Raw genomic sequence first — 26,073 nt, 5'->3', positions numbered from 1 at the left:
GGGGCTCGGGAACACGGCACGCTGTGCGGAACGAGGAGGGGCGAGTGAGTCGCTGAGAGGCCGTTCCCAGAACGACGAGTCGGCGATCCTGGCCTCCTGTGGCCGGAGGGCGCGCCGCCTTACGCGCGGATGAAGACGTTCTTGGTCTGGAGGAACTCGTACAGACCCTCCTTACCTCCTTCGCGCCCGTAGCCGCTCTGCTTGTAGCCGCCGAAGGGGGCGCCCGGCGGCTGGCCCGAGGCGCCGTTGACGAGGACGGTGCCCGACTCGAGGTGCGGGACGATGCGCTGGACGCGGGACACGTCGCGGGTGTGTACGGCGGTGCCGAGACCGTAGGGCGTGGAGTTGGCCAGTTCGACCGCCTCGTCCTCGGTCTCGAAGGGGATCAGGGACAGCACGGGGCCGAAGACCTCGTGCTGGCCGACCTCGCTGTGCGGGTCGACGTCGGCGAGGACGGTCGGGTCGATGAAGTAGCCGTCGCGGTTGTCCGGGGGCAGCGTGGAGGGGTCGGTGGCGTGGCCGCCGGCGATGACACGGCTGTCCTTGGCGGCGCGTTCGACCATGCCGAGGACGCGTTCGTGGGCCGCCTTGCCGACGACCGGGCCGAGGGCGGTCGACTGGTCGAAGGGGTCTCCGACGCGCAGGGCGGCGGCCGCCGCGGCGGTGGCGACGACCACCTGGTCGTACACCTCGCGGTGGACGAGCATGCGGGTGGTGAGGTTGCAGCCCTGGCCGGAGAGGGTGTAGCAGGAGCGGACGGTCTCGGCGACGGCCTCGTCGAGGTCGGCGTCGGGGAAGACGATGTCGGCTGTCTTGCCGCCGAGTTCGAGCAGGACGGGCTTGAGGGTGTGGCGGGCCGCGTCGAGGATCTTCTTCGCGGTCGGGATGCCGCCGGTGAAGGAGATCTTCGCGACGTCGGGGTGACGGACCAGCCGCTCGCCGGCCTCCGGGCCGCCGGGCAGGACGTGCAGCACGCCCGGCGGCAGCCCGGCCTCCAGGGCGATCTCGGCGAACCGGGCCACGGTGAAGGGGGCCAGGTCGGGGGCCTTGACGACGACGCAGTTGCCGGCGGCGAGCGCGGGGGCGATCTTCATGCCGACCGACATGATCGGGCCGTTCCAGGTCAGGATGATCCCGATGACGCCGTACGGCTCGGGGACGGTGTAGTCGAGGCCCGGCACCATGCGCGGGCTGGCCGGGATGGTGGCGCCCTCCAGCTTGTCGGCCCAGCCGGCGTAATAGCCGAACCACCCTGCGGACAGGTGGGCCAGCCCCGCCGACGTACGGAAGGGGACGCCGAGTTCGAGGGTGTTGAGCCGGGCGAGTTCCGGCACGCGCTCCAGCATCAGATCCTCGACGCGCTGGAGGATGCGGCGGCGCCGGTCCGGGGACATCGCCCGCCACTCGGGGAAGGCGTTCTTCGCCGCCGCGACGGCCGTGTCGACCTCCTGCGGTCCGGCGAGCAGGACGGTGCCGTTGGCGCGGGCGGTGGCGGGGTTGATGTGGTCCTGTCGGCCGGCGGACGTGGTGTCGAGCCAGGTGCCGTCGACGAGGGGGCCGGTGGTGCCGAGGTCGTGGGACAGGGATGTGGTCATGTCGGTGCCGCCTTGGGGTCGTCCGGGTGGGGCGGTGGTCAGGGCGCCGGACTCCGGTCCAGCGTCGACAGCGTGTGCGTGGTGAGGTCCGCGAGCGTCCGGGGCCGGGGAGCGCGGGCCGTGTCGGCGACGTCGAGCAGGAGGCCGACGTCCTTGCGCAGCAGCGGCAGGGCCCGGCTCAGCCCGTCGGTGTTGAAGCCGGAAGCGGCGAGGACGGCCGCGGCGCGGCTGCCGCCGGTGCCGTGCGCGAGCACCTGTGCGACCGCGGTGCGGTCCATGCCGAGTCCGTCGGCGAGGGAGAAGGTGTCCAGCGCCAGGCCGACCTGGGCGGTGAACACGAAGTTGTTGAGCAGCTTGGCGAGTTGGCCGCTGCCCAGCGGTCCGAGGTGGATGACCGGGTCGGCGAAGGTGTCGAACACCGGTCGGCAGCGGGCGACGTCCGCCTCCTGTCCGCCGGCCATGACCAGGAGCCTGCGTTCCGCGGCCGCTCCGCCTCCGCCGCTGACCGGAGCGTCCACCACGGCGATCTCCCGCTTGGCGGCCTCGTCGGCGACGCGTCGGCAGGTGTCGGGATGGATGGTGGAGTGGAGGACGACGACCCCGCCGGGAGCCATGCCGGTCAGTACGCCGTCGGGTCGCAGGAGGACGTCCTCGACGTCCGCATCCGCGACGACGCACAAGCACACGATGTCGCTGGCCGACCCCAGTTCGGCCGGGGTTGCCGCCACTGTGGCGGCCGTATCGGCGAAGGCGTCCGTGGACGTACGGCGACGCGCCCACAGCGTCAGGGGGAACGACTCCTCGGCGATGCGGCGGGCCATCGGCGCGCCCTGGCTGCCCAGTCCGATGAAACCGACCCGTGTCCCGGCGCGCGTCACAGCCGGGTGACCCAGCCGCCGTCGACGCTGATGGCCTGGCCGTTGATCCACTCGCCGGCCGGGGAGGCGAGCAGCAGCAGCGTGCCGAGCAGGTCTTCGGCGGGCGCGGACTTCTTGCCCGGGATGGCTGCCGTGAGGGCGGCGCGTGCGGGGTGGTCGGCGGGCAGGCTGCGCATGCCCGGCTCGTTCTCGACCAGGCCGGGTGCGATGGCGTTGACGGTGATGCCGAGCGGGCCGAGCGAACGGGCGAGGCCGACGGTGACGTTGACCAGGGCCAGTTTGCTGACGCCGTAGATACCGCCGCCCATGAAAGCGCCTGCGGAGACCTGGTTGATAATGCGTCCGCCGCCTCGCTCGACCATGGAGGCCTTCACCGCGCCCGCGCAGATGACGGCGCCGAGGACGTTGACGCGCATGACGCGGTCGAACCAGTCCGTGGGCAGGTCCAGGATGTCGACCTGGGGTATCTCGGCCATCAACGCGGCGTTGTTCACGAGGATGTCGATGCCACCGAAGGCGTCGGTGGTCTTCGCCGCCAGGTCGGCTGCGGAGTCGCGGTCGGTGATGTCGACCTGTACGCCGAGCGCGCGCAGTCCGTCGGCGGCCAGCGTCTTGGCGGCCTGCTCGGCGCCTTCGCCGTTGAGGTCCGCGAGGACGACGGCGGCGCCGGCCTCGGCGAGTGCCCGGCCGTAGACCTGGCCGATGGCGCCGGCACCCCCGGTGACGACGGCGACCTTGCCATCCAGGCGGAGCCGGTCGAGTGTGCTGCTCATGGGGCTTCCTTCGTCAGACGGGACAGATAGGCGTCGACATCGGCACCGTGCTCGCGCAGTTCGTCGGCGGCCTGCGGTGCGGTGAGGATGAGGAAGCGGTCGTGGGTGACGCCGTCGGCGACGAGTTCGCCGACCGAGTCGGCGTCCAGGACCGGGAAGTCGGGGCCTCGGGGCGATGCCGGTTCCCCGTAGAAACTGATCTGCTCGACGATGTTGGTGGCGACGCCGGCCGGGCACAGGCAGGAGACACCGATGCCGCGCGGGCGCAGGTAGAGCGCGAGCGCCTCGGACAGGCCGACGACGGCGTGCTTGGTCGCGGTGTACGGCAGGCGGTCGAATCCGTAGGGCAACAGGCCTGCCGTGGAAGCGGTGTTGACGACGTGACCAGATCCCTGCTCCAACAACACGGGCAGGAATACGAGGTTGCTGCGGACGACGCCCAACAGGTTGACGTCCACGACGCGTTGCCACGCGTCCAGGGGAATGTCCTCGACGGGGCCGACGGCAAGGATGCCGACGTTGTTCATGACCAGGTCGATGCGGCCGAAGCGGTCGAGGGCCAGTTTCCGCACCGCTTGCAGGTCGTCGAGGCTGGTCACGTCGCACTCCAGGGCGACGGCCCGGTCACCGAGTTCACCGGCCACGGTGTGCGCCCGCTCGCCGACGAGGTCGGTGACCACGACACGCGCGCCGCGCCGGGCGAAGGCGTGGGCGGCGGCACGGCCGATCCCGCTGCCGGCGCCGGTGATCACCGCCACGGCGTTGTGCAGATCGATACTCATCGCGACGTCGTTCCTCCGCTCGTGGGTGGGAGGGCGGTTGTTCAGGGATGAAGCGGCGGGACCGGTTCACTCGGTCCGGTCCCGGTCTCGCCGAGCACGGACGAGGTCGTCGAGGACACCGGGGCCTGGAGGAAGCCGACCAGGCCGTCCAGCAGGTCCCCGACATGGACGGCGAAGGACAGCACGTGCCCGCCGCGGGCCCGGGTGCGTTCACGTTCGGAGGCGGCATGTACGCCGAAGGCCAGGGCCTGCGAGATGCGGTGGCCGCGCAACGGCTCGGGGAGGTGTGGAAGTAGGGTGCCGATCCGCTCGACGAAGTCGTTGGTGGGCTTGCTCAGTTCGGGCGAAAGGCGTTCGAAGACGTCCCGACGGCCGTGCTGCTGGAGCATCGCGACGAAGCTGAGGTAGTGACTGCCCTCCTGTTCGCCCTGTTCCAGGACGGGCAGGAGATGGCACTCCACCCAGGTCCTGAGATCGTCCGGGCGCCGACGCGCAACCAGCAGCCTGCGTCGTTCGTTCAGCTCCGGCAGCCGGTACTCGAAGATCTCCTGGACGAGGTGTTCCTTCGTGCCGAAGTGGTACTGCACCGCCGTGTTGTTGCCGTTCCCAGCCGCCGCGCTGATCTGACGCAGAGACACCCCGTCGAGGCCGTGCTCGGCGAAGAGCCGCTCGGCGGCCAGGACGATCTGTTCCTTCACGGACGGTTGAACCACGACACCAGACCCCTTGAAGAGCAGTGTTGCGCAGATTCGAGAACATCATTTCCGCATAACAGGAATCTAGTTTCGCTCTGGCGTGAAGTCAACTGCCTTAGCAGTCAGTCAGTTGGAGAAATGTTCAGGAGCCCGGCGGCGGGAAGACTCGCTCACCGGTGTCCGCGCCCCTGATACCGATGGCCTCGATCGGGCACGACTCGGCCACCTCCAGCACCTCTTCGGACGCGGGAAGGGTGGCGGACCTCGCCTGCCCCTGGCCGTTCTCGTCGAGTGCGAAGTGCTCGGGCGCGGAGGCGGCGCACAGCCCGGTGCGGACGCACATCCGTGTGTCGACGGTGACGTTCCACCGCTCGGTCGTCATCGGGCTCCTTCGATGACCAGCGGCAGGGTCTTCCAGCCGCGCACGGTCGAGGTCTGCGCCAGCTCGGCGTGGTCCCAGTCGACGTCCCAGCCGGAGAACCGCTTGAGGATCTCCTCCGCCGCGATCCGGCCCTCCAGCCGGGCCAGGGCCGCGCCCAGGCAGTAGTGGGCGCCGACACCGAAACTCATGTGCTGGGTGACGCGGTGGATGTCGAAGCGGTCGGGGTCGTCGAAGCGGCGGGGGTCACGGTTGGCGGCGGCCTGGATGAAGAGGATGGCGCTGCCGGCCGGCACCGTGCGGTCGTACAGCTCCACGTCCCTGGTGACGTACCGCCCGGTGAACGGCCCGGTCGGCTCGAAGCGCAGGATCTCCTCGATGGCGTTGGGGATGAGGGTGGGGTCGGCCGCCAACTCCCGGCGGGCTTCCGGGTATCGGGCCATGAGCGCGCCGAACCAGCCGATGAGGCGGCCCGTGGTCTCGTTGCCTGCGCCGGCGACCACGGAGCAGTAGGTCAGGACCTCGTCGTCGGTGAGTGTGCGCGTGATGCCGTTCTCGTCCTCGAACTCCGCGGTCATCAGCTCGGTCATGAGGTCGTCGGAAGGGTGCCGCTTGCGCCACTCGATGTAGTCCTTGAAGGCATCCGTACTGAGGATGTCCTCGTGATTGATCTTTCCGCCGCCCTCGGTGCCCAGCGTCTCGTCGGTAAGGTCGCGGATGGCGGGCTGGTCGGCCTCCGGGATCCCCAGGAGCATCCCGATCACCCGCATCGGCATCTCGGCGCCGACGGCCTCGACGAGGTCGAACCGCTCGGCTCCCGCCACCGGTTCGAGGGCCCGCCGGCAGAAGGCCCGTACGCGTGGCTCCAGGGTCGAGATCCGGCGGGGTGTGAACACCCGGGCCAGGAGCTTGCGGTGGATGTCGTGGACGGGCGGATCCTCGAAGATGAGGGTGCCGGGCGGGAGTTCGATGTCCGCCTGGATGATCTCCAGGATGTCGCCCCGGGCGGAGGAGTAGGTCTGCCAGTCCGCGAGGCCCCGCTGGACGTCGGCGTGGCGGCTGACGGCGTAGAACTTGTGCTGCTCGTTGTAGTAGAGCGGCGCCTCCTCGCGCATCCGTGCGTAGAGGGGGTAGGGGTCGCGGGCGAGGGCCGGGTCGTAGGGGTCCCAGTAGACGGTGTCGACAGTGGTCATGGACGCATCTCCCTGTGGTGTGCGGCTCACTTGAGCAGGGCGCCGGCGTCGATCGGCAGGGTGACGCCGGTGACGAAGCGGGCCTCGTCGGAGGCGAGGAAGAGGACGGCGTTGCTGATGTCCAGCGGCTCCACCCACGGGGTGGGGAGCATGTGCATGCCCTGGGACACCGCCGCGAAGTCGTCGACGGTGGGGTTCTCCAGGTCGGGGCGGAACATGCGGTAGGTGGCCTCGTGCATCACCATCGGGGTGTTCACCTGGGTGGGGTGCACGGTGTTGACGCGGATGTTGTGTGCCCCCAACTCCCCTGCCATCGTGCGCATCAGGCCCACCACGCCGTGCTTGGCGGCGATGTAGTGGCCGATGTTCGCGTAGCCCTTGAGGCCGCCGACGGAGCTGGTCAGGATGATGGAGCCGCCTCGTCCGCCCGCGACGATGTGCGGGATGGAAACCTTGGCGGACAACCAGACGCCGGTCAGGTTGACGTCGATCATGTCGCGCCAGGTCTTCTCCTCCATGGCGTCGAGCGTGGCGCCGTCGCTGCCGAGGCCGGCGTTGGCCGCGACGATGTCCAGCCGGCCGAATTCGGCGACGCCGTCGTCCACGGCGGCCTTGAGCGCGTCGTGGTCGCGTACGTCCGCCTGTACGGCGTGGATACGGCGGCCCAGTTTCTCGACCTGCTTGACCGTCTCTTCCAAGTCCTCGGGCGTGGACATGGGGAACGTGACGCCGTCGAGCTGCTTGCACACGTCGACGGCGATGATGTCGGCGCCTTCCTCCGCCAGCCGTACGGCATGGCTGCGGCCCTGGCCGCGGGCGGCGCCGGTGATGAAGGCGACCTTGCCTTCCACTCGTCCGGGCATGAGTGACCTCGTTTCCTGAGTACGGGATGGGATGGGTCGGGACGGGGTGACGACGGCGGGGAGGCCTGGTCACCGGTCGTTGCGTCGGCCGCCGCGTACCAGGAGCACGAGCAAGGAGCAGCGCGGCGCGTGCGGTGGCCGGCGGGGCGATGCGATGCGCTTGAGGACGCTTGCGCCGGCGGCGTCGATGAGGTCGATGGGTTCGACGACGAGAGGATCCGGGCGTGTACGGGCTGTACGACAGGTTCGGCAGCCGGATCCGGTGCGGGTACGGCGAGTTCGGCGGGCAGGTTCGCGGCGAACCGCCCGACGAGAGGCCCGCGAGGTCGGTGTCCACGAGGACGTCGGTGGAGTTCGTGCCCGACGCGACCAGGCGGCACGTCACCTGTGACCTTGATCCGGCCCTGGAAGCTGTCGCCGTCGCGGGACGAGAGCATCGCGCCGGGAACGCACGGAGGCAGCCCGGACGGCGTTGACGATCCCCTGGTAGCCCGTGCAGCGCCAAAGATCGCCGGACAGGGCGGCGCGGATCTCCTCGTCGGTGGCTGTGGGGTTCTCGGCGAGAAAGGCGGTGCCCGAGACGACGAAGCCCGGGGTGCAGAACCCGCGCTGGAGCCCGTGGCGCTCACGGAACGCGGCCTGCACGGCGAAGACCAGGCAGGCGCCCACGGCTTCGCCGTCCAGCAGCACCGTGCAGGCGCCGCAGACACCGTGCTCGCACCCCAAGTGGTGCCGGAGAGGAAGCAGTTGACGCGCTGGAAGTCGGCGAGGGTGAGCCGGGGGCGGCACGGTGTCACGGCGCGGAAGGCTGTTGAGCCGTATCTCGATGTCGCCGTCAGCCCTGGACCGCCTCCCGTACGGCGCGCCGCCAGGAGCGGGTCACCATGGCCGCGCCGACGCGCTTGCGGTAGCCGGCCGATCTCCACGCCCAGCGGTGCGAGGGCGTCGGCGACCGCGTTCACCACGGCCGGGGAGGATCCGATCGCGCCGCCCTCGCCAACTCCCTTGCGGCCGCCGGGTCCTGGGCCGGGTGTCTCGACGTGGCCGAGCTCGATGACGGGCACCTCGGCGGCCGTAGGGAGCAGGTGGTCCATGAAGGTGGTGGCGAGGGGGTTGCCGTCGCCGTCGGCCATGGCCACCGGGTCGCCGACGAACCACCCCTCGTCCTCGGCCGGCGGCGGCCGTGGCGTGTCGGGATCTTGGCGCCCGTTCAACGTGTACCACTGCTCGGGTACTCCCGGGTTGAGGCCCTGGGCGACGAACACGGCGTGTAAGCCGTCCAGTTGGAGCGCCTCCGGCACGTCGATCGCGGCGATGCGGGCGCGCGCGACGGGGCTGCGGACGAAACAGGCGGCCAGCATTCCGGGCCGTACGACGTCGTCGTAGGTGCCGGTGCCGGTCAGCAGCCGCGGATCCTCGACGCGCAGAGTGCGGGTGCCCGTAATGCGAGCCATCAGCCGTGCCCTCCGTTCATGTTGAACGAGTGTTTAACACGAGTGCTGAACAACTGTTTAACAGCGCCCCGCGGAGCCGTCAAGGACAATGAGCGGCATGACTGCGCCTCGCCGTATGGGCACCGAGAACTCGAAGACGCGCCAGGTCCTGCTCGACGTCACCGAGCGGCTGATGCTCGAGGAGGGGTACGCCTCCGTCGGCGTACGCCGGGTGGCTCGCGAGGCCGAGGTCGCCCCGGCGCTGGTGCTGTACTACTTCCGCACCCTCGACGACCTCTTCCTCGCGGTGCTGCGACGACGGGGCGACGAGGAGCTGGAGCGGGTGGCCCGCCGGCTGGGCGGCCCCCAGCCGATACGCGCCCTGTGGCAGGTCACCAGTCACCCGGGGAACGCGCTGACCACGGAGTTCACCGCGCTGGCCAATCACCGCAAGGCGATCCGCGCCGAACTCGCCGCCCGTGCCGAGCGCTTCCGCGAGGTACAGCTGGAGGTCCTCACACGGCGGCTCACGGAGACTGGCGTCGAGCTGCCGCCGGAGGTGTCCCCCACCGTGCTGCTCATACTGGCCAACGCCCTCGGGCGGATCCTCATGATGGAGAACACGATGGGCATGACTACCCGGCACGCCGAGACCCTCGATTTCGTGGAAAAGTTCCTCCAACGCTACGAAAGCGCCCCCGCCGAGGACTGAAGGGCACGGCCGGCACCCCGACCGGGTCGGCGGCCAACTCTTACCGCACGGTTGGTTTCTGGTCAGACGTTAGACCCGTGCGACAGACAGGGGAAGGGTGTGCGCAGACACGAATCTTGACCATGTGGGAAGCTTTGAGGTCTCAGCAGCCGCGCAGGACCGTCCCGGACCGGGCTTCGTCGAGGAGAGTGAGCGCACCGTGGGCCAGGCCAAAGCGCGTGGACCGTACGCCAAGACGCCTGCCCGCAGGACGGAGATCGTACGAGCGGCACGCGAAAGTTTCGCCGAGAACGGCTACGCCAAGGCCTCCCTGCGCGACATCGCGGAAAGAGCAGGCATCACCCACGCCGGTCTCCTGCACCACTTCCGGAACAAGGACGAACTCCTCGCCGAGGTGCTCGCCGAACGCGACGCGGAGGAATGGCAGCAGGGCCTGGAAGCAGTGGACAGCCTGGACCAGCTCGCCCCTTATCTCGGCGAGCTCATCCGCCACCACCAGAAGGCCCCCGAACTGATGCGCCTGTGGATCGAGCTCGCCGCCGCGGCCGCACGGCCGGATCATCCCGCCCACGCCTACTTCGTCGAGCGCTACGAACGCGGGCGCACGCAGTTCGCCGAGGGACTCGACAGCGAGGCCGCGCACAGCAGGCTGCGCGAAGGCGTCAGTCCGGAGAGCGCGGCGGTCCTCTTCCACGCTGTGCTCAATGGGCTCCAGTTGCAGTGGGTGCTGGACCAGGACCTCGACATCGCCGGACCCGTCACCGACTTCGTACGCCTGCTCTTCGAGAGCGACCGCGGCGACCAGTGAACGTATCGCCGAGCAACACATCCCACACCCTCTGAAGGCACGCCCGCGCACGACCTCGCGAGCGGCCCTAGGGATCTCACTCACAACCGGCGGCCACGAACCGCGCTCCTCGCGGGAGCGGCGGCGCCGCCACGGGCTGGACGTGTACCGCTTCCGTCCGCCCCGCCCAGGCCGACGCCAGCCCTCACCGGCCGAGACGTCGCCGCATAACGTTCTGATCACGAAGCCGAGCGGCAGCCTTCCCGCCCTTGTGATCCCGGTCTACCGTCCCAACGAAAACTAACCACACGGTAAGAGTTGGTTGGTCGGGCACTTCGCACTCACGAACCGACGAACCGGCAGGGCCGCAACCCGCTCTGCCGGAGAGCTCGCTCAACCCTCAACGCCCCTCCGCGCTCGGGCCGTTGCCCACCCGCGCCCGAACGGCCGGACCGTGGCCCAGGTGCCACGAGGTCCGAACCACCGACACTCAGGAAAGCAGTCGACGATGACCGAATTCCCGCCCGCGTTCCTCTGGGGAGCCTCCACGGCACCGCACCAGATCGAGGGCAACAACCTCAACAGCGACTTCTGGGCGAACGAGGGACGCATCCCGGGCATGGAACGCAGCGGCGACGCCTGCGACAGCTACCACCGGTACCGCGAGGACATGCAGTTGCTGGCGGACGCCGGGCTGAACGCCTACCGCTTCGGTATCGAGTGGGCACGGATCGAACCGCTTCCCGGCCTGGTCTCGCGCGCCGAACTCGCCCACTACCGGCGCATGATCGAGACGGCCCTCGAACTCGGTCTGACGCCGGTCGTCACCCTGCACCACTTCACCAGCCCGCTCTGGTTCGCGGAGGAAGGCGGCTGGCTCGGCGACCGTGCGGTGGACCGGTTCCGGACCTACGTCGAGACGGTCACGCCGATCCTCGAAGGGGTCGAGTGGGTCGTCACCATGAACGAGCCGAACATGCTGGCCATCATGGTCGGCATGGCCCGGGCCTTCCAGAACCCGCAGGCCGGCGAGGAGTGGCAGAGCCCCACCCTCGACAACGAGGGCCCGCGCCCGCAACTGCCCGCCCCCGACGTGGTGATCGGCCACCGGCTCGTCGAGGCGCACCAGGCCGCGCGAAAGGTGCTGCACGAGCGCACCGACGCCAAAGTCGGCTGGACGGTCGCCAACCGCGCCTTCGTGGCCCGTCCCGGAGCGGAGAACAACAAGCGGGATCTGGAGTACGTGTGGGAGGACCTCTACCTGGCGGGCTCGCGCGGCGACGACTTCGTGGGCGTGCAGTCGTACTCCAGCCAGTGGGTCGATCCGGACGGCATCGAGCCCCACCCGCAGCACCCGGACAACACGCTCGTGGGCACCGCCTACCGGCCCGACGCCCTGGGCATCGCGGTGCGGCACACCGCCGAGGTCACCGGCGGCCTGCCGATCCTGATCACCGAGAACGGCATCGCCACCGGCGACGACACCCGTCGCATCGCCTACACGGGCGAGGCCCTGGAGCACCTCGGCAAGGCGATCGCCGACGGGGCGGACGTACGCGGTTATCTGCACTGGAGCCTGCTCGACAACTACGAGTGGGGCCACTGGGCACCGACCTTCGGTCTGGTCGAGGTCGACCGCGAGACGTTCGAGCGCCGCCCCAAGCCCTCTCTCTACTGGCTGGGCGAGACCGCCCGCCGCGGCCGGATCTGACCCGCACTTCCAACGGAGGGACACACCGTGCAGATATCCGTACCCGAGGTCTCGTCCAAGTCCCTTACCGAACTCGTCTCCCTGGCCGGGCGGCGCGCCGTCGTGACCGGCGCGGGCCAGGGGCTCGGCCGGGCCGTCGCCGAGCGGCTGGCCGAGGCGGGAGCCGATGTGCTCGTCGCGGACATCCACGACGAGCTCGCCACCGCCGCCGCCCAGGAGCTCGGCGCCCGAGGCCCCGGCCGCTCCCTGGCCGCCCACCTGGACGTCACCGACCCCGACAGCGTGGTGGCCGCCGCCGACCTCGCGGTCCGGGAGCTGGGCGGCATCGACATCTGGGTGAACAACGCCGGGATCTTCCCCAGCGTGCCCGCGCTGGAGATGTCCGCCAAGGCCTTCGACGAGGTGTTCGCGATCAACACCCGCGGCGTCTTCCTCGGCTCCCGCGAGGCCGCGCGCCGGATGAGCGACGCCGGACACGGGGGCGTCATCGTCAACGTCGTCTCCACGGCCGGGTTCCGCGGGACGGCCCCCGGGCTCGCCGCGTACGTCGGCTCCAAGCACGCGGCACGCGGCCTCACCCGCCAACTGGCCCTGGAGTTCGCCCCGTTGGGCATCCGCGTGCTGGGCGTCGCACCGACGTTCGTACCGACCGAGGGGAACATGGCGGCGGCCGCCGCGGCCGGAGTGGACGCCGACTCGTTCATGTCCGTGATGCAGCCGGGCCCGCTCGGCCGGCTCGGCGTGCCCGACGACATCGCCCGGGTGGTGCTGTTCTGCGCGAGCGACCTCTCGGCCTTCATGACGGGCAGCACGCTCCTCGCCGACGCCGGCGAGACCTCGTAACCGCGCACCGCCCCCCACTGCTCCGACGACCCGGTAGGAACCCCATGCTCTCGCCCCGCACCACCCCCACCCGCGACCTCGTCGGCCTCGACGGCCTGTGGCGGTTCGCTCTCGGCACCCGGGCCGGCGCGACCCCGTGGGCGTCGCGTCTCGCCCCACCGCTCGAAGTCCCCGTGCCCGCCAGCTACAACGACCTGTTCGTGGACCCGGAGATCCGTGACCACGTCGGAGTCGTCTGGTACCAGCGCGACGTGCGCGTGCCGCGCGGCTGGACCGGCGAACGCGTGATCCTGCGCTTCGGTTCCGTCACCCACACCGCGCAGGTCTACGTCGACCAACGGCTCGTGGCCGAACACACCGGCGGCTACACACCGTTCGAGGCGGACCTCACCGGCGTCGTCGAACCCGGCGCCGAGTTCCAGCTGACGGTCGGCGTCGACAACCGGCTGACCAACGTGACGATCCCGCCCGGCACCGTCACGACCGGCCCCGACGGCCGCGAACGGCAGTCGTATCTGCACGACTTCTACAACTACGCGGGCATCGCGCGCCCGGTCCGCCTGTACAGCACGCCGACGACCTTCGTCGAGGACCTCACCGTCGTCACCGGACGGGACGGCACGGCCGGCACCGTCGAGTACCGCGTGGAGGCCGACGGCGAGCACGCCGACACCGTCACCGTGCGGGTGCGTGCGGTGGACGAGTCCGGCCGGACCGTCGCGGAGGGCCACGGCCCCGAGGGCGTCCTGCGCATCGAGGACGTCACGCTCTGGCAGCCGGGCGCGGCCTATCTCTACGACCTCGTCGTGGAGTTGACGGTGGACGGGGAGACCGTAGACAGCTACACCCAGCCCTTCGGCGTCCGTACCGTCGAGGTGCGGGGCACCGACTTCCTCATCAACGGCGAGCCCTTCTACTTCACCGGCTTCGGCAAACACGAGGACACCCCGGTCCGCGCCAAGGGCCACGACGACGCCTACCTCGTGCACGACTTCCAGCTGATGGAGTGGACGGGCGCCAACTCCTTCCGCACCTCCCACTACCCCTACGCCGAAGAGGTCCTGGACTTCGCCGACCGGCACGGCATCGTCGTCATCGACGAGACCGCCGCTGTCGGCCTCAACCTGGGAGTCCAGGGCGGGCTCACCGGTGTTCCGCCGACCCCCACCTTCGCGCCGGAGAACTTCGGCGGAACGACACGGGACGTCCACGCCCAGCACCTGCGGGAGCTGATCGAGCGGGACAGGAACCACCCGAGCGTGGTGATGTGGTGCCTCGCCAACGAGCCGGCCTCCAACGAGGACGGCGCGCGCGACTACTTCGAGCCCCTGGTCGAACTGGCCCGCAAGCTCGACCCGACCCGGCCCCTCACCTACGCCGCCGTCATGTTCGCGACCCCGCAGAACGACCAGATCGGCGACCTGTTCGACGTCCTGAGCATCAACCGCTACTACGGCTGGTACCTGTTCACGGGCGACCTCGCGACCGCCGAGGGGTATCTGGAACAGGACCTGCGCGGGTGGGTCCAGCGCTTCGGCAAGCCCGTCATGATGTCCGAGTACGGCGCCGACACCCAGCCCGGCCTGCACTCCGTCTGGGACACCCCGTGGAGCGAGGAGTACCAGAGCGACTTCCTCGCCATGTACCACCGCGTGTTCGACCGCATCCCCGAGTTCGTCGGCGAACACGTCTGGAACTTCGCCGACTTCCAGACCTCGCCCGGCATCCACCGCGTCGACGGCAACAAGAAGGGCGTGTTCACCCGCGACCGCAAGCCCAAGTCCGCCGCGTCCGCCCTGCGCCGACGCTGGCACGGCCTGGACGGCCGCAAGCCCGGCGAGGCCACGGCCGACTGACAGCTGCGGGGGCGCGCGGCGTCGCGCTTCCGTTGCGCCGCGCGACCGAGAAGGCGGCCCATGCCTCGACCCCGGGACCGGTCGGCGGTACGGCATCGACCGTGCCGCCGGCATCCTCGCCCGCCGTCCCGAAGACGGCCGTCCCTGGCGCCCGTCGGCTGCCGCCACCCCTCGTGACCATGTGACAAAGGAGTCCTCATGCCTCACGCCGACCGAGACGTCAGCGTGGTGGTGCCCCCTTTGACGGTGTCGCCGCAGGACGCCGCCGGGGTTCCCACCGAGCCGCCCGCCGAGCCCGAGATCGAGGCGCCGCCGCTGCAGAAGGTCGGCAGGGACTACCTCCTCTGGCTGATGATCGCCAGTTTCGGCGCTTCCCTGGCCCTGATGGTGCCCCTCTCCTACTCGCTCGCGGTGCGGATCTCCGATCTGGCGCCCGGGCACGAGGAACAGCTCGGCTACGTCACCGGGTCCGCGCAGTTCGTCTACCTGGTCCTCAGCCCGCTGATCGGCCTCTGGAGCGACCGGACCCGTTCCCGGCTCGGCCGCCGGACCCCCTTCATGATCGGCGGCGCCCTGCTCGGCACCGTCGCGCTCGTCGGAGTGGCCCTCGCACCGTCGGTCCTCCTGCTGGGCCTGGCGTGGGTCGTCGGCATGATCGGCTGGGCCACGACCGGGCAGGCCGTCCAGAACGTCCAGGCGGACCGGGTGCCCGAGGAGCAGCGCGGGCGGGTCTCGGCGCTGACCAGTGTCATGACCCAGATCGCCCCCGTGATCGGCATCGGCCTCGCGTACGGGGTGGCCTCCAGCACGTTCCTGGTGTTCCTGGTCCCGGGCGTCCTGGGTGCGGCCCTGGTGATCCTGTTCCCGGTGTTCAAGCCCGAGGGGGACTCCCGCGCGCTCGTGCGCACCAGCGGCGTGACGCTGCGGAGCGTGGTCGCCAGCTACGGCTTCAACGCGCGCAAGTACCCGGATTTCGGCTGGAACTGGCTCGGCCGGTTCGTCTTCTTCATGGGCCTGTACTTCAACACCACCTTCGGCACCTTCTTCTACGCGCAGCGGCTCGACCTTCCGGTCAAGGAGGTCGCCGGGATCGTGACGGTCATCGGAACCGTGGGCGTGATGGCCGCCGCCGGCGGTGCCATCGGGGGCGGCTTCCTCTCCGACAAGCTCGGCCGGCGCAAGCTGTTCACCCTGATCGGCTCCGCGGTGTTCGTCGCCGGGGCGGTCACCGAGGCGTTCGCCCACTCGCTGCCCCAGCTGGTCGTCGGCGCGGTGCTGATGCAGTTCGCCATCGCGTTGTTCAGCGCCGTCGACCAGGCGATCGTGTTCGCCGTCCTGCCGGACCGGGCCGAGGCCGGCCGCTACCTCGCCGTCGTCGCCTTCGCGCAGAAGATCCCCAGCGCCGTCGCCCCGCTGATCGCCCCGCTCGTCATCACCCTCGGCGTCAGCGACGGCGGCGAGAAGAACTACACCCAGCTCTACCTGATCGGTGCGGTCCTGGCCCTGGTCGGGGGCCTCATCGTCAAGTTCAAGATCAAGTCTGTCCGGTAGCGCCGCCCCAGCAGACGTCGCAAGAACCATCCTGTTCCACCGAGTTCGGAGAAGGCACAGCATGCACAACGCACCGTACGACCTGGGCATCGACAGCGGTGGTGACAGCTTCCCCGTGTCGGGGCCCACGCCCCGGCTGTCGTGGAAGCCGCCGTCGGACGCGGCACGCCCGGTGGCGTACGAGGTGGAGTGCACCGTCGACGGCGAGGCGCGGCCCGCAGTGACCACTGCGGTGGGCGCGCACCGGTTCCTCCCCTGGCCGTGGGCGGTGCTGGACAGCGGCCGTCGGGTGGCCTGGCGGGTCCGGGCGCTCGGCGCCGACGGCGACTCGCCGTGGTCGCGGTGGCACACGTTCGAGAGCGGTCTGCAGGCCGCCGACTGGCGGGCGCGCTGGATCAGTCCCGCCGAGTCCGGCGACCGCGGATACGGCAGGCGGCCCGCATACGCGCTGTCGGCCCGGTTCCCGGTACGGGCCGGGGTGCGCTCGGCACGGCTGTACGCGACGGCACTCGGGCTGTACGAGGCGTACGTCAACGGCCAGCGGGCCGGCACCGCCGAACTCACGCCCGGGGCAACCTCCTACGACCGTACGCTCCACGCCCAGGCCCACGACGTCACGGAAGCCGTCGTCACGGGCGACAACCGGATCGAGATCCTGCTGTCCGACGGCTGGTACCGGGGCCAGGTGGGCGCCTTCCGCCAACCTGCCGGCTGGGGCACTGTGCCCGGCGCGCGGGCCGAACTCCACCTCGTGCACGAGGACGGCACACGGCAGGTCGTCCGCACCGACGGGACGTGGACGAGTGCGGAGTCGGCCATCACCCGGGCCGACCTCATGGACGGGCAGACCACCGACTTCCGCGTCGGCCCCGGCACCGAACGGCCTGTCCTCGTGGACCGGGTCGAGGCACCCGCGATCACCTGGTCGCCGGCCCCGCCGGTGCGGGTCGTGGAGTCGCGCCCCGCACAGTCGGTCCAGCGGATCGGGGACGGGCTCTGGATCGCCGACTTCGGTCAGAACGCCTCCGGCCGGATCACTCTGAGCGACCTCGGACCGGCCGGGACCCGTACCGTCATCGACCACGGCGAACACCTCGGCCCCGACGGCGACCTGACGACCGCTCACCTGGACGCCACCCGGCCGGGCCAGGCATCGATCCCCTTCGTCCAGCGCGACGAGGTGGTGTCCGTGGGCGGCGGTGAGACGTTCGAGCCGCGCCACACCGTGCACGGCTTCCGCTACGCCCGCGTCCGCCGCGACGGCGCCCCGCTCGACCCGGCGAGCCTCGTCATGCGGGTCGTCCACTCCGACCTGCGCCGCACCGGCACCTTCACCAGCGGCCACGAGGATCTCAACCGCCTCCACGAGATCGCCGAGTGGAGCTTCCGCGGCAACGCCGTCGACGTGCCCACCGACTGTCCGACCCGTGAACGGCTCGCCTGGACCGGCGACTACCAGGTCTTCGCCCCCACCGCGACCCGCCTGTACGACGTCCTGGGTTTCAGCCGCAAATGGCTGCGCTCCGTCCGCGACGACCAGCTGCCCGACGGCCGGATCGCCAACTTCTCGCCCGACGGCCGCCGTATCAAACACCACCTCGACGACCAGTTCGCCATGATGACCGGCTCGGCCGGCTGGGGAGACGCCGTCGTCGCCGTCCCGTGGGAGCTGTACGAGTCGTACGGCGACCGGGAGGTGCTGGCGGAGAACTGGGAAGCGATGGTCCGCTGGGTGGAGTGGGCGCTCACGACCGCCCGTACGCTCCGCCACCCGTCCCGGACCGAGCGCTCGGCCGAACCGCTGCCGCACGAGCGGTACTTGTGGGACGGCTCCTTCCACTGGGGTGAGTGGACCGAGCCCCGGGTGAGGGCGGCCGACGGGAGCCGTGTCGACCCGGTCAAGGACGATCCCGTCGCCTGGTTCATGGCCGACAAGGGCGAGATCGGTACGGCCTTCCTGTACCGGTCGACGGCGACCCTGGCCCGCGTGGCACGGGTGCTGGACCGTACCGAGGACGCGGACCGCTACGCCGAGATCGCCGAGCGGGTACGTGACGCCTGGCGTACCGAGTTCCTCTCCCCCGGCGGGCGCACCGTCGGCGACACCCAGGCCGGTTACGTGCGCGCGCTGTCGCTCGGCCTCGTCCCCGGTGCACTGCGCGAGGCCGCCGCCGCGCGCCTGGTCGAGCTGATCCGCGCGGCCGGCACGCATCTCGGCACCGGCTTCCTCGCGACCGGCGACCTGCTCCCTGTCCTCGCCGATACGGGTCACCCCGACGTCGCCTACGAGTTGCTCCTCCAGCGCACCGCGCCGTCCTGGCTGTACATGCTCGACCGTGGCGCGACCACCATCTGGGAGGACTGGGAGGGTGTCGACGACACCGGCACCGCGCACGACTCCCTGAACCACTACAGCAAGGGCGCGGTGGTCCGCTTCCTGCACACGCACGTCCTGGGCCTGCGGCAGACGCCGGGGTCGGTCGCCTGGGAGTCCTTCGAGGTCGCGCCCGTCCCGCACCCGTCCGTGCCGTGGGCCCGGGGCACGCACGAGTCCCCGCAGGGCACGATCGCCGTCGAGTGGCGGACGACAGGCGACCTGCTCACGGTCACGGTCGACGTCCCCCCGGCCACCACCGCACGCGTCGTCTTCCCCGACGGCACCACGGTGGAACCCCTCCCCTGCGGCAGGTTCATCGCCTCCCGCCGCGTGGGGAAGGCGGGTTGAGCCGACCGGCGCACATTTCCCGAGGACGGCAGCCCCGGAGGACGTGCCGTCCGGCAGAGCCTCGCGCATCGCCGCCCCCTGGCCTGCCGCGATTCCCCATGCGGGGACGGTCGGGCGCGGCCAGCAGGTCGCTCTCTCCGACACGGGTCCACGCCCGCCGCGGCGAGTCCGCCGCCCGTGCTCTCGCCCCCGACGACGACCCGGCGCGGGTCGATGCCGAGCTCCTCGGCGTGAGTGGGCAGCCGTTTGAGGGCCGCGTCAAGGTGCGAGCCGGTAGGCCGGCATAGTCCTACGCCTGTCGGAGCGGTCGACGATGTCAGAGGACGGTCAGGCCGCCCGCCAGGAGCGCTTGCCGGTTGGCCGCGAGGAGTTCGAAGCGGTCGGCTTCGGTGCGGTCGATCTCCGTGATGTGCCAGCGCAGATGGGTCCCGGCTCGCAACGCGGCCGGGATGTCGATGTCTCCCGTACCGATGGGCGTCTGCGCTGTGTCCAATGTGGCGGGCCCGTCCTTGACGTGGGCGGCCACGGCGCGTTCTCCGAGACGTTTCAGGACCTCGGCCGGGTCCTGGCCGGCCACGGCGGCCCAGTAGACGTCGACCTCGGCGAGGACCTCGGGGTCGAGCAGATCCCACAGCACGTCGAAGGCGTGGGCGCCGCCCGGCAGCCGGGCCCACTCGAAGTGGTGGTTGTGGTAGCCGAGCCGGATCCCCGCCCCTGCCAGCTCCAGCCCCGCCTCGTTGAGACGACCGGCGAAGGCGCGCACTCCGTCGTGGCTCTCCAGGGACCGCTCGTCGAAACCGTCGACGAGCCACGGAATCGGCACGAAGGCAGTGTCCGTGCCGAGGATGCGGCAGATCTCGACCGCGGCTGCCTGGCTGTCGCCCGAGACGGCGATGTGCACCGAGCTGACACCGAGGCCGGCCTCGTCCAGGTCCGCGCGCAACGCACGTGCGCTGGCGGCCAGTTCATCGGGAGGCGTGTTCCACAGGCCGAGCGCGAACGGCTCGACGTGACGGAAACCGAGCGCGGCCAGGCGCGCGAGCGTGCCGGGGCGGTCGGCCTCCAGGGCATCGATCACGCTGTACAGCTGGACGGCGAGAGTGCCAGGTCTCATTCTTCGTCCTCTGGTGGTGCGGCCTGCGGGAAGGTCATCCTCATGAAGGCCCGGACCGGGCCGACGATGTCCAGATCCTGGTCGAGCAGCCATTGCAGCTGCAGGCCGTTGAGCACGGCTTGGAGCAGGGTGGCGGCGTGTTCGGGGGCGATCGCCTCGTGCAGTTCTCCGCGGTCGGCCTTGCCGCGCATGCCCCGCGCGAACTGATCGCTTCCCCAGGCGTAGCGCTGCACGAAGTATCCGTGTGCGGGATGCTCCGGACGTGAGGCGGCCGCCGCGAGCTCGATCCACAGCCGCATCAGCTCGGGGGCCTCCTGGTGGTGGCGCAGCAGGTCGCCGAGGTACGGCGCCAGATGGTCCATGTCCGGGACCTTCGATGCGGCGTACCGCCGTTCCTCGGTGTCGCGTTCGGCGAGCACGGCGGCGAGCAGGTCGTCCTTGGTGCGGAAGTGGTGCAGCAGACCGGCGTGGGTGATGCCGGCCCGCTCGGCGATGTCCCGCAGCGAAGCCTTCGTGAACCCGTGTTCCGCGAAGCTCTCGCGCGCCGCCCGGACGATCTCCGCCCGTCTCGTCGGGGTCTTGGTGTACGGGCCGCGGGCCTTGGCCGGGGTCACAGTGCGCTTCCTCTTCCCGCATCCCGCATCCCGCATCACCATTCCAAAAACCTTCCAAGCCTTAACATTTCGCGGTCTGCTCGGAGTGTGGGCGGCGGCGGCCCCGAGCGCAAGGGGCGGGACGCGGCGAGTTCACGCCAGATAACGCTCTGGTTACGAACGCGGTCCCCACTCTTCCCGCGCTTCCCGCCGGGGCTTACCTTCCGAATGAAATTCGACCACGTGGTAACTGTTCGCGTGACAGGGTGCGCCAGCGGATCAGCGACCGGCGCAGCGGGCCCTGTTCACCACCGCATGCCGACGTCACTCAGGGCTCCGCCGCACACCCCCACGCGTGTGTCGCCCCGCTCGTTCACCCGTGCATGACCGCACCGACCTACCGACGCACTGACGAAGGCCTCGGCTCTCCAGGTTCCAGGACGAAGGAATCCACCCATGCGCATCCGCTTCTCGCCTTCCCGGCCCGGGCCACGGCCGCGACAGCGCTCCCAGGCACTGGCCGCCGTCGCCGTAGCCGCCCTGCTGGCCACGGCCACCTCGGCGTGCGACAGCAGCCCGACCTCCGCGTCGGACTCCGGCGCAGGCCAAACCCTCGCGCTGTCCATCCTCGGCACACCCAACTCGTTCGACCCCGCCCAGCTCGTCGAGGGCCAGCAGACCTACGTCTGGGACTCGATCTTCGACACGCTCCTGCTCCAGGACAACAAGGGCGGACTCCACCCCGGCGCCGCGCAGAGCTGGTCGTACTCCAAGGACGGCCGCACGCTGACGCTGAAGATCCGCCAGGGCATGAAGTTCAGCTCGGGCGACCCGGTGGACGCGAACGCGGTGAAGGCCACCCTGGAGCGGATCCGCTCGACGCCGGGGCAGAGCCAGCTGTCGTTGGCCTCCGTCGCCTCGGTCGAGGCCCCCGACGCCTCGACGGTCGTCATCAACCTCAAGCAGCCCGACGCCTCACTGCTCGCCGCGCTGTCGACGTCGCCCGGTGTGATCGGCGACCCGAAGACGATGGCGAACAAGAGCACGGCCCTGAACCCGGTCGGCTCGGGGCCGTACACCCTGGACCCGAAGTCCACGGTCAACGGCTCGGTGTACGTCCTCAACCGACGCGACGACTACTGGAACAAGAAGGCGTACCCCTTCAAGACGGTCAAGATCCGGGTGATCACCGATCCGACCGCGTCCGCCAACGCCCTCAAGGCAGGCGAGACCAACGCCGGCACCGCCGACGTCTCCCAGCTGCCCGCGCTCAAGGCGGCCGGGTTCCGGATCACACATGTGCAGGCGACCGCAGGCGCCTTCCTCGTCCTGGCCGACCGTGCGGGCACCAAGCTGAAGCCGCTCGGCGACCTGCGCGTCCGCAAGGCCATCAACATGGCCTTCGACCGGCAGAAGATGGTCACGCAGGTGCTGCGCGGCTCCGGCAAGGCCACCGACCAGCTGTTCAACCCGAAGAGCAAGGCCTACGACGAGGCGCTCAACCAGCTGTACCCCTACGACGTCGCCGGGGCCAAGAAGCTGCTCGCCGAGGCCGGCTACCCGAACGGCTTCAAGGTCACCATGCCGAGCCTCGTCTTCACCAAGTCCTTCGAGCCGCTGTTCACCCAGGCGCTCGCCGACATCGGCATCAAGGTGACCTGGGAACCGGTGCCCGCCCAGCAGACCACCACCGCCGTCGCGTCCGGCAAGTACCCCATGTTCCTGCTCGTGGAGGGCCTCGCCTCCGACGCGATCATGACCCGCAGCTTCTACACCCCGACCGGCTTCCGCAACGTGTTCCACTCCACCGACCCGAAGCTGACCAAGCTCCTCGGACAGGCCGCCCGGGAACTCGACCCGGCGAAGGCCGCCGGGATCTACCGGGAAATCAACGAGTTCGGCGTCGACAACGCGTGGCTGGCGCCCGTCTTCTACCTGGGCAGCGACTGGGCCACCAAGAAGGGCATCACCTACCTAGGCGACGGCTCCTCCACGATGTCCACCGTCCGGCAGTTCGGCGTCGCCGACTCGTCGCGGTCCGGAGGGTGAGCGGCCACCCATGACGGTCTATGTGCTGCGTCGCCTGACCGCGGGCCTCGTGCTCGCGGTCCTGGTGACCATGATCACCTTCCTGCTGCTCAGCACGTCCTTCGACGACGTGGCGAGCAGTGTCCTCGGCAACGGCGCCACCCCGGGGCAAATCGCCGCCCAGAAAGCCCAGATGGGCCTCGACCGGCCCTTGGCGGTGCAGTACGGCGACTGGCTCACGCACGCCGTCCGCGGAGAACTCGGCGCCTCGTACTTCACCAGCGAACCGGTCCGCTCCGCGATCACCGCCAGGCTCGGCGTCACCCTGTCGATCGTCGTCGTCGCGCTGCTGGCCACCTCGGTCATCAGCGTCGCCCTGGGGGTGGCCGCGGCCGCACGCGGCGGCGCCGTCGACCGGTTCGCGCAGGGCGCCGCGATGACCGGCTACCTCGTCCCGAGCCTGCTCGTCGCCATCGCGCTGGTCTATGTGTTCGCCGTCAAGCTGCACGTGTTCCCGGCCACCGGATACACGGACTTCAGCGAGAGCCCGGCCCGCTGGGCGAGTTCCATCGCCATTCCCGTGGTCGCCCTGATGATGGGCGGGGTCGCCAGTCTGACCTCCCAGATCCGCGGCGCCATGATCGGCGAACTGCGCAAGGACTACGTCCGCACCCTGCGCACCCGGGGCATCCCCACCCGCTCCATCGTGCTGCGGCACGCCCTGCGCAACGCCGCCGGACCGGCCCTCACGGTCCTGTCCCTGGAGTTCATCCAGATGCTCGGCGGGGCCCTGATCATCGAGCAGATCTTCGCCCTGCCGGGCTTCGGTCAGTACGCGTTCAACGCCTCCCTGCAGGGCGACGTGCCGATCATCATGGGCATCAGCCTCTTCGGTGTGCTGCTCGTCGTGGCCGTCAACCTCGTCGTCGATCTCCTCAACGGCTGGCTCAACCCGAAGGCGAGGATCGTCAGTTGACCACACCCCATGCGGACACGCGGCGCCGCTCCACCCTGCGGCGCCTGACCGCCGACCCCCAGGCCGTCGTCAGCGCGAGCCTGCTCGTCGTCATCGTCCTGCTCGGGCTGCTGGCCCCCGTCCTCACCTCCCACGGTGCCAACGAGGCGAACCTGGACGCGGTCAACGCCGGCGCCGGCGACCACGGCTATCTGCTCGGCGGCGACAAGAGCGGCCGCGACATCTTCGCCAGGCTCCTGTTCTCGATCAACACGAGCGTGGTCTCGGCGCTCATCGGCACGAGCATCGCCCTCGCGATCGGGATCACGTCCGGGCTGGTCGGCGGGTACTTCGGGCGGCGCGTACGCGGAGTCGCCGAGTGGCTGTTCAGCCTGATCATGACGTTCCCCGGGTTGCTCCTGCTCATCGTGCTGATGCCGGTGACCAAGGGCGACTACAAGGCCACCATGGTCGTCTTCGGCGTGCTGCTCTCCCCGGGCATCTACCGGCTCGTACGCAATCTCGTCCTCGGCGTGAAGAACGAGCTGTACGTGGACGCCGCCCGGGTCTCCGGACTCCCCGACCGGCGCATCCTGCGCCGGCATGTCCTCACCGTGGTGCGCGGACCGGTGATCATCGCCACCGCGTTCCTCGCCGGATCGTCCATCGCCGTCCAGTCGGGCCTGGCCTTCCTCGGCGTCGGCTCGAACACGGTGCCCAGCTTCGGCGCGATGATCTCCGATGGATTCACCAACCTGTACGAGGAACCGCTGCAGTTCCTGTGGCCGAGCCTCGCCCTCGGGATCATCACCGCCTCGCTCGTGCTCCTCGGCAACGCACTGCGGGACGCCCTGGAGGGCGGGCGCCCGAAGCCGGCCCGGATCGTCACCGCCACCGCGTACCGGCCGGCCGCCACGGAGGGCATCGTCTCCGGACTGCTCACCGTCGACGACCTGGCGATCGCCTACCCGACACCGGCCGGTGAACTGAAGGAGGTCGTCAGCGGCGTCACCCTGAGCGTGGCGGCCGGAGAGACCCTCGGTCTGGTGGGCGAGTCCGGGTCCGGCAAGACCCAGACCGCGTTCGCCGCACTGGGTGTACTGCCCGCGGAGGCGGTGGTCACCCGCGGCTCGATCCGCCTCGACGGCCGCGAACTGCTGGGCCTGAGCGAACGCGAACTGCGCGCCGTACGGGGAACGTCCATCGCCTACGTCCCCCAGGAACCGATGTCCAACCTGGACCCGTCCTGCACGGTCGGCGCACAGCTGGTCGAGGGCGTGCGCGCGGCGACGCCCATGTCGAGGAGCGAGGCCCGCGACCGCGTCCTGGCACTGCTCGCCCGGGTCGGCATCCCCGAACCCGAACGCACCTTCCGCTCCTATCCGCACCAGATCTCCGGCGGCATGGCGCAACGCGTCCTCATCGCGGGCGCCGTCGCCAGCCGGCCTCTGCTGCTCATCGCCGACGAACCGACCACCGCCCTCGACGTCACCGTCCAGGCGGAGATCCTCGACCTGCTGCGCGACCTGCGCAAGGAACTGAACATGGCCGTACTGCTCGTGACCCACAACTTCGGTGTGGTCGCCGACATCTGCGACCGCGTGGCCGTGATGCGGGAGGGAACGGTCGTCGAGACCGGCACGACGGAAGAACTGTTCGCAACACCCCGGCACCCCTACACGCGCACGCTCCTCGACTCGATCCTCGACGAGACCACGCTGCGCACCGACCCCCCGTCCACCCCGGCGGGCACGCTCGAAACGGAGAGGCGATGACCACACTGCTGGAGGTGAGCGATCTGCGCGTCACCTACCCCGGGCGGGGCTTCAGAGCCCGCTCCCACGAGGTCCTCCACGGCGTGTCGCTCGCCGTGGGGCAGAGCGAGACCCTCGGCGTCGTCGGCGAGTCCGGCTCCGGGAAGACGACCATCGGCCGGGCCGTGCTCGGCCTGGTCGCGCCCAGCGGCGGCACGGTCCGCTTCCGGGGCAACGACATCACCCGCGCCGGGCGGGCGGAGCGCCGCGCCCTGGCCCGGGACATCCAGGTCGTCTTCCAGGACCCGTACTCCTCCCTCAACCCGGCCCTCACCATCGGTGACATCCTCGGTGAACCGCTCATCGTGCAGGGCAGCGGGACGAGTGAGGCCCGGCGCCGCGTGGCGGAGCTGCTCGACCAGGTGGGGCTGCCGAAGGACGCGTCGCAGCGACTGCCGCGGGAGTTCAGCGGCGGCCAGCGGCAGCGCGTGGCGATAGCCCGCGCCCTCGCACCCGCTCCACGGCTCATCGTCTGTGACGAACCCGTCTCCGCACTCGACCTCACCACCCAGGCCCGCGTCCTCGACCTGCTCGTCGACATCCAGCGCCGTACCCGTGTCGCGTACCTGTTCATCTCGCACGATCTGGCGGTCATCCGGCATGTCAGCCACCGCGTGAGCGTGATCCACCGCGGCGACATCGTCGAGACCGGGACAGCCGGCCAGGTCACCACGGACCCCGAACACCCCTACACACAACGGCTTCTGCTCGCCGCGCCGGTCGCGGACCCGGCCGAACAGCGTCGGCGGCGCGAGGCGCGACAACGCCTGTGACCTGTTCGCCGTACCGCATC

Annotated in this window: 22 protein-coding genes and 1 pseudogene; 11 read left to right on the top strand and 12 right to left on the bottom strand. The window is 70.3% G+C overall.

Features of this window, described 5'->3' with window-relative positions; all coding sequences use genetic code 11:
* Nucleotides 1–119: 119 nt before the first annotated feature.
* From R2B38_RS43770 to R2B38_RS43725, 10 genes and pseudogenes are all read right to left on the bottom strand, one after another.
* Entirely contained in the window at nt 120–1,595 is a 1,476-nt protein-coding gene (locus R2B38_RS43770; protein WP_318021379.1) for an aldehyde dehydrogenase family protein, read from the bottom strand.
* 38 nt (nt 1,596–1,633) lie between these two features.
* Entirely contained in the window at nt 1,634–2,473 is an 840-nt protein-coding gene (locus R2B38_RS43765) for an NAD(P)-dependent oxidoreductase (RefSeq protein WP_318021378.1), read from the bottom strand.
* Nucleotides 2,470–3,246 carry an SDR family oxidoreductase gene (locus tag R2B38_RS43760; RefSeq protein WP_318021377.1) on the bottom strand — a complete coding sequence of 259 codons (777 nt, stop codon included), beginning with the start codon at nt 3,244–3,246 and terminating at the stop codon, nt 2,470–2,472. The genes R2B38_RS43765 and R2B38_RS43760 overlap by 4 nt, the downstream gene beginning before the upstream one ends.
* Complete coding sequence (locus tag R2B38_RS43755; protein ID WP_318021376.1) at nt 3,243–4,028, bottom strand: SDR family oxidoreductase; 786 nt, start codon at nt 4,026–4,028, stop codon at nt 3,243–3,245. Before R2B38_RS43755 ends, R2B38_RS43760 begins: the two co-directional genes overlap by 4 nt.
* Before the next feature lie 41 nt (nt 4,029–4,069).
* A complete protein-coding gene (locus tag R2B38_RS43750; RefSeq protein ID WP_318021375.1) occupies nt 4,070–4,741 on the bottom strand; it encodes a TetR/AcrR family transcriptional regulator in 672 nt (223 codons plus the stop codon).
* A 124-nt stretch (nt 4,742–4,865) separates the two neighbouring features.
* Complete coding sequence (locus R2B38_RS43745; RefSeq protein ID WP_318021374.1) at nt 4,866–5,105, bottom strand: ferredoxin; 240 nt, start codon at nt 5,103–5,105, stop codon at nt 4,866–4,868.
* Complete coding sequence (locus R2B38_RS43740; protein WP_318021373.1) at nt 5,102–6,295, bottom strand: cytochrome P450; 1,194 nt, start codon at nt 6,293–6,295, stop codon at nt 5,102–5,104. Before R2B38_RS43740 ends, R2B38_RS43745 begins: the two co-directional genes overlap by 4 nt.
* Before the next feature lie 26 nt (nt 6,296–6,321).
* Nucleotides 6,322–7,158 (bottom strand): mycofactocin-coupled SDR family oxidoreductase, encoded by an 837-nt coding sequence (locus R2B38_RS43735; RefSeq protein ID WP_318021372.1) that lies wholly within the window; start codon nt 7,156–7,158, stop codon nt 6,322–6,324.
* A gap of 381 nt (nt 7,159–7,539) precedes the next feature.
* The gene (locus tag R2B38_RS43730) at nt 7,540–7,947 is read right to left on the bottom strand and encodes a (2Fe-2S)-binding protein (RefSeq protein WP_411978545.1); all 408 of its coding nucleotides are present in this window, start codon (nt 7,945–7,947) and stop codon (nt 7,540–7,542) included.
* 401 nt (nt 7,948–8,348) lie between these two features.
* A pseudogene (locus R2B38_RS43725) lies at nt 8,349–8,519 on the bottom strand (hypothetical protein); the annotation flags it as partial.
* Between the two features lie 190 nt (nt 8,520–8,709).
* On the opposite strand from R2B38_RS43725, the gene R2B38_RS43720 reads away from it, so the two are divergent.
* The 7 genes from R2B38_RS43720 to R2B38_RS43690 all read left to right on the top strand — a co-directional run bounded on the left by R2B38_RS43720 (nt 8,710) and on the right by R2B38_RS43690 (nt 18,776).
* Nucleotides 8,710–9,303 carry a helix-turn-helix domain-containing protein gene (locus R2B38_RS43720; protein WP_318021370.1) on the top strand — a complete coding sequence of 198 codons (594 nt, stop codon included), beginning with the start codon at nt 8,710–8,712 and terminating at the stop codon, nt 9,301–9,303.
* 199 nt (nt 9,304–9,502) lie between these two features.
* Entirely contained in the window at nt 9,503–10,111 is a 609-nt protein-coding gene (locus R2B38_RS43715) for a TetR/AcrR family transcriptional regulator (RefSeq protein ID WP_318021941.1), read from the top strand.
* A gap of 487 nt (nt 10,112–10,598) precedes the next feature.
* Nucleotides 10,599–11,801 carry a glycoside hydrolase family 1 protein gene (locus tag R2B38_RS43710; protein ID WP_318021369.1) on the top strand — a complete coding sequence of 401 codons (1,203 nt, stop codon included), beginning with the start codon at nt 10,599–10,601 and terminating at the stop codon, nt 11,799–11,801.
* 27 nt (nt 11,802–11,828) lie between these two features.
* Entirely contained in the window at nt 11,829–12,644 is an 816-nt protein-coding gene (locus R2B38_RS43705; protein WP_318021368.1) for an SDR family oxidoreductase, read from the top strand.
* Nucleotides 12,645–12,688: 44 nt separating this feature from the next.
* Entirely contained in the window at nt 12,689–14,500 is a 1,812-nt protein-coding gene (uidA, locus tag R2B38_RS43700; protein ID WP_318021367.1) for a beta-glucuronidase, read from the top strand.
* 198 nt (nt 14,501–14,698) lie between these two features.
* On the top strand, nt 14,699–16,051 hold the full coding sequence (locus tag R2B38_RS43695; RefSeq protein WP_318021366.1) for an MFS transporter: 1,353 nt from the start codon (nt 14,699–14,701) through the stop codon (nt 16,049–16,051).
* A 61-nt stretch (nt 16,052–16,112) separates the two neighbouring features.
* Nucleotides 16,113–18,776: a family 78 glycoside hydrolase catalytic domain gene (locus R2B38_RS43690; protein WP_318021365.1), complete on the top strand. Its 2,664-nt coding sequence runs from the start codon at nt 16,113–16,115 to the stop codon at nt 18,774–18,776.
* Between the two features lie 316 nt (nt 18,777–19,092).
* On the opposite strand, the gene R2B38_RS43685 is transcribed toward R2B38_RS43690, so the two are convergent.
* Both R2B38_RS43685 and R2B38_RS43680 read right to left on the bottom strand, forming a co-directional pair.
* On the bottom strand, nt 19,093–19,890 hold the full coding sequence (locus R2B38_RS43685) for a sugar phosphate isomerase/epimerase (RefSeq protein WP_318021364.1): 798 nt from the start codon (nt 19,888–19,890) through the stop codon (nt 19,093–19,095).
* Nucleotides 19,887–20,504: a helix-turn-helix domain-containing protein gene (locus tag R2B38_RS43680; protein WP_318021363.1), complete on the bottom strand. Its 618-nt coding sequence runs from the start codon at nt 20,502–20,504 to the stop codon at nt 19,887–19,889. Before R2B38_RS43680 ends, R2B38_RS43685 begins: the two co-directional genes overlap by 4 nt.
* 435 nt (nt 20,505–20,939) lie before the next feature.
* On the opposite strand from R2B38_RS43680, the gene R2B38_RS43675 reads away from it, so the two are divergent.
* The 4 genes from R2B38_RS43675 to R2B38_RS43660 are packed head-to-tail and all read left to right on the top strand — an operon-like array spanning nt 20,940 to nt 26,053.
* Nucleotides 20,940–22,532, top strand: a complete 1,593-nt coding sequence (locus R2B38_RS43675; RefSeq protein ID WP_318021362.1) for an ABC transporter substrate-binding protein — start codon at nt 20,940–20,942, stop codon at nt 22,530–22,532.
* Nucleotides 22,533–22,542: 10 nt separating this feature from the next.
* A complete protein-coding gene (locus R2B38_RS43670) occupies nt 22,543–23,487 on the top strand; it encodes an ABC transporter permease (protein WP_318021361.1) in 945 nt (314 codons plus the stop codon).
* A complete protein-coding gene (locus tag R2B38_RS43665; RefSeq protein ID WP_318021360.1) occupies nt 23,484–25,241 on the top strand; it encodes a dipeptide/oligopeptide/nickel ABC transporter permease/ATP-binding protein in 1,758 nt (585 codons plus the stop codon). The genes R2B38_RS43670 and R2B38_RS43665 overlap by 4 nt, the downstream gene beginning before the upstream one ends.
* Entirely contained in the window at nt 25,238–26,053 is an 816-nt protein-coding gene (locus tag R2B38_RS43660; RefSeq protein WP_318021359.1) for an ATP-binding cassette domain-containing protein, read from the top strand. The genes R2B38_RS43665 and R2B38_RS43660 overlap by 4 nt, the downstream gene beginning before the upstream one ends.
* Nucleotides 26,054–26,073: the final 20 nt, after the last annotated feature.

Source organism: Streptomyces sp. N50, assembly GCF_033335955.1.
GTDB lineage: Bacteria > Actinomycetota > Actinomycetes > Streptomycetales > Streptomycetaceae > Streptomyces.
Note: the sequence above shows the minus strand (reverse complement) of the source record. Positions and strands in the feature narration are given on the sequence as shown.

Excerpts from the sequence above, each read along its gene's own strand:
- R2B38_RS43685 (WP_318021364.1), bottom strand. The coding sequence starts at position 19,890 with ATGAGACCTGGCACTCTCGCCGTCCAGCTGTACAGCGTGATCGATGCC.
- R2B38_RS43755 (WP_318021376.1), bottom strand. The coding sequence starts at position 4,028 with ATGAGTATCGATCTGCACAACGCCGTGGCGGTGATCACCGGCGCCGGC.
- R2B38_RS43710 (WP_318021369.1), top strand. The coding sequence starts at position 10,599 with ATGACCGAATTCCCGCCCGCGTTCCTCTGGGGAGCCTCCACGGCACCG.
- uidA (WP_318021367.1), top strand. The coding sequence starts at position 12,689 with ATGCTCTCGCCCCGCACCACCCCCACCCGCGACCTCGTCGGCCTCGAC.
- R2B38_RS43740 (WP_318021373.1), bottom strand. The coding sequence starts at position 6,295 with ATGACCACTGTCGACACCGTCTACTGGGACCCCTACGACCCGGCCCTC.
- R2B38_RS43745 (WP_318021374.1), bottom strand. The coding sequence starts at position 5,105 with ATGACGACCGAGCGGTGGAACGTCACCGTCGACACACGGATGTGCGTC.
- R2B38_RS43770 (WP_318021379.1), bottom strand. The coding sequence starts at position 1,595 with ATGACCACATCCCTGTCCCACGACCTCGGCACCACCGGCCCCCTCGTC.
- R2B38_RS43690 (WP_318021365.1), top strand. The coding sequence starts at position 16,113 with ATGCACAACGCACCGTACGACCTGGGCATCGACAGCGGTGGTGACAGC.
- R2B38_RS43735 (WP_318021372.1), bottom strand. The coding sequence starts at position 7,158 with ATGCCCGGACGAGTGGAAGGCAAGGTCGCCTTCATCACCGGCGCCGCC.
- R2B38_RS43720 (WP_318021370.1), top strand. The coding sequence starts at position 8,710 with ATGACTGCGCCTCGCCGTATGGGCACCGAGAACTCGAAGACGCGCCAG.
- R2B38_RS43670 (WP_318021361.1), top strand. The coding sequence starts at position 22,543 with ATGACGGTCTATGTGCTGCGTCGCCTGACCGCGGGCCTCGTGCTCGCG.
- R2B38_RS43695 (WP_318021366.1), top strand. The coding sequence starts at position 14,699 with ATGCCTCACGCCGACCGAGACGTCAGCGTGGTGGTGCCCCCTTTGACG.
- R2B38_RS43660 (WP_318021359.1), top strand. The coding sequence starts at position 25,238 with ATGACCACACTGCTGGAGGTGAGCGATCTGCGCGTCACCTACCCCGGG.
- R2B38_RS43675 (WP_318021362.1), top strand. The coding sequence starts at position 20,940 with ATGCGCATCCGCTTCTCGCCTTCCCGGCCCGGGCCACGGCCGCGACAG.
- R2B38_RS43760 (WP_318021377.1), bottom strand. The coding sequence starts at position 3,246 with ATGAGCAGCACACTCGACCGGCTCCGCCTGGATGGCAAGGTCGCCGTC.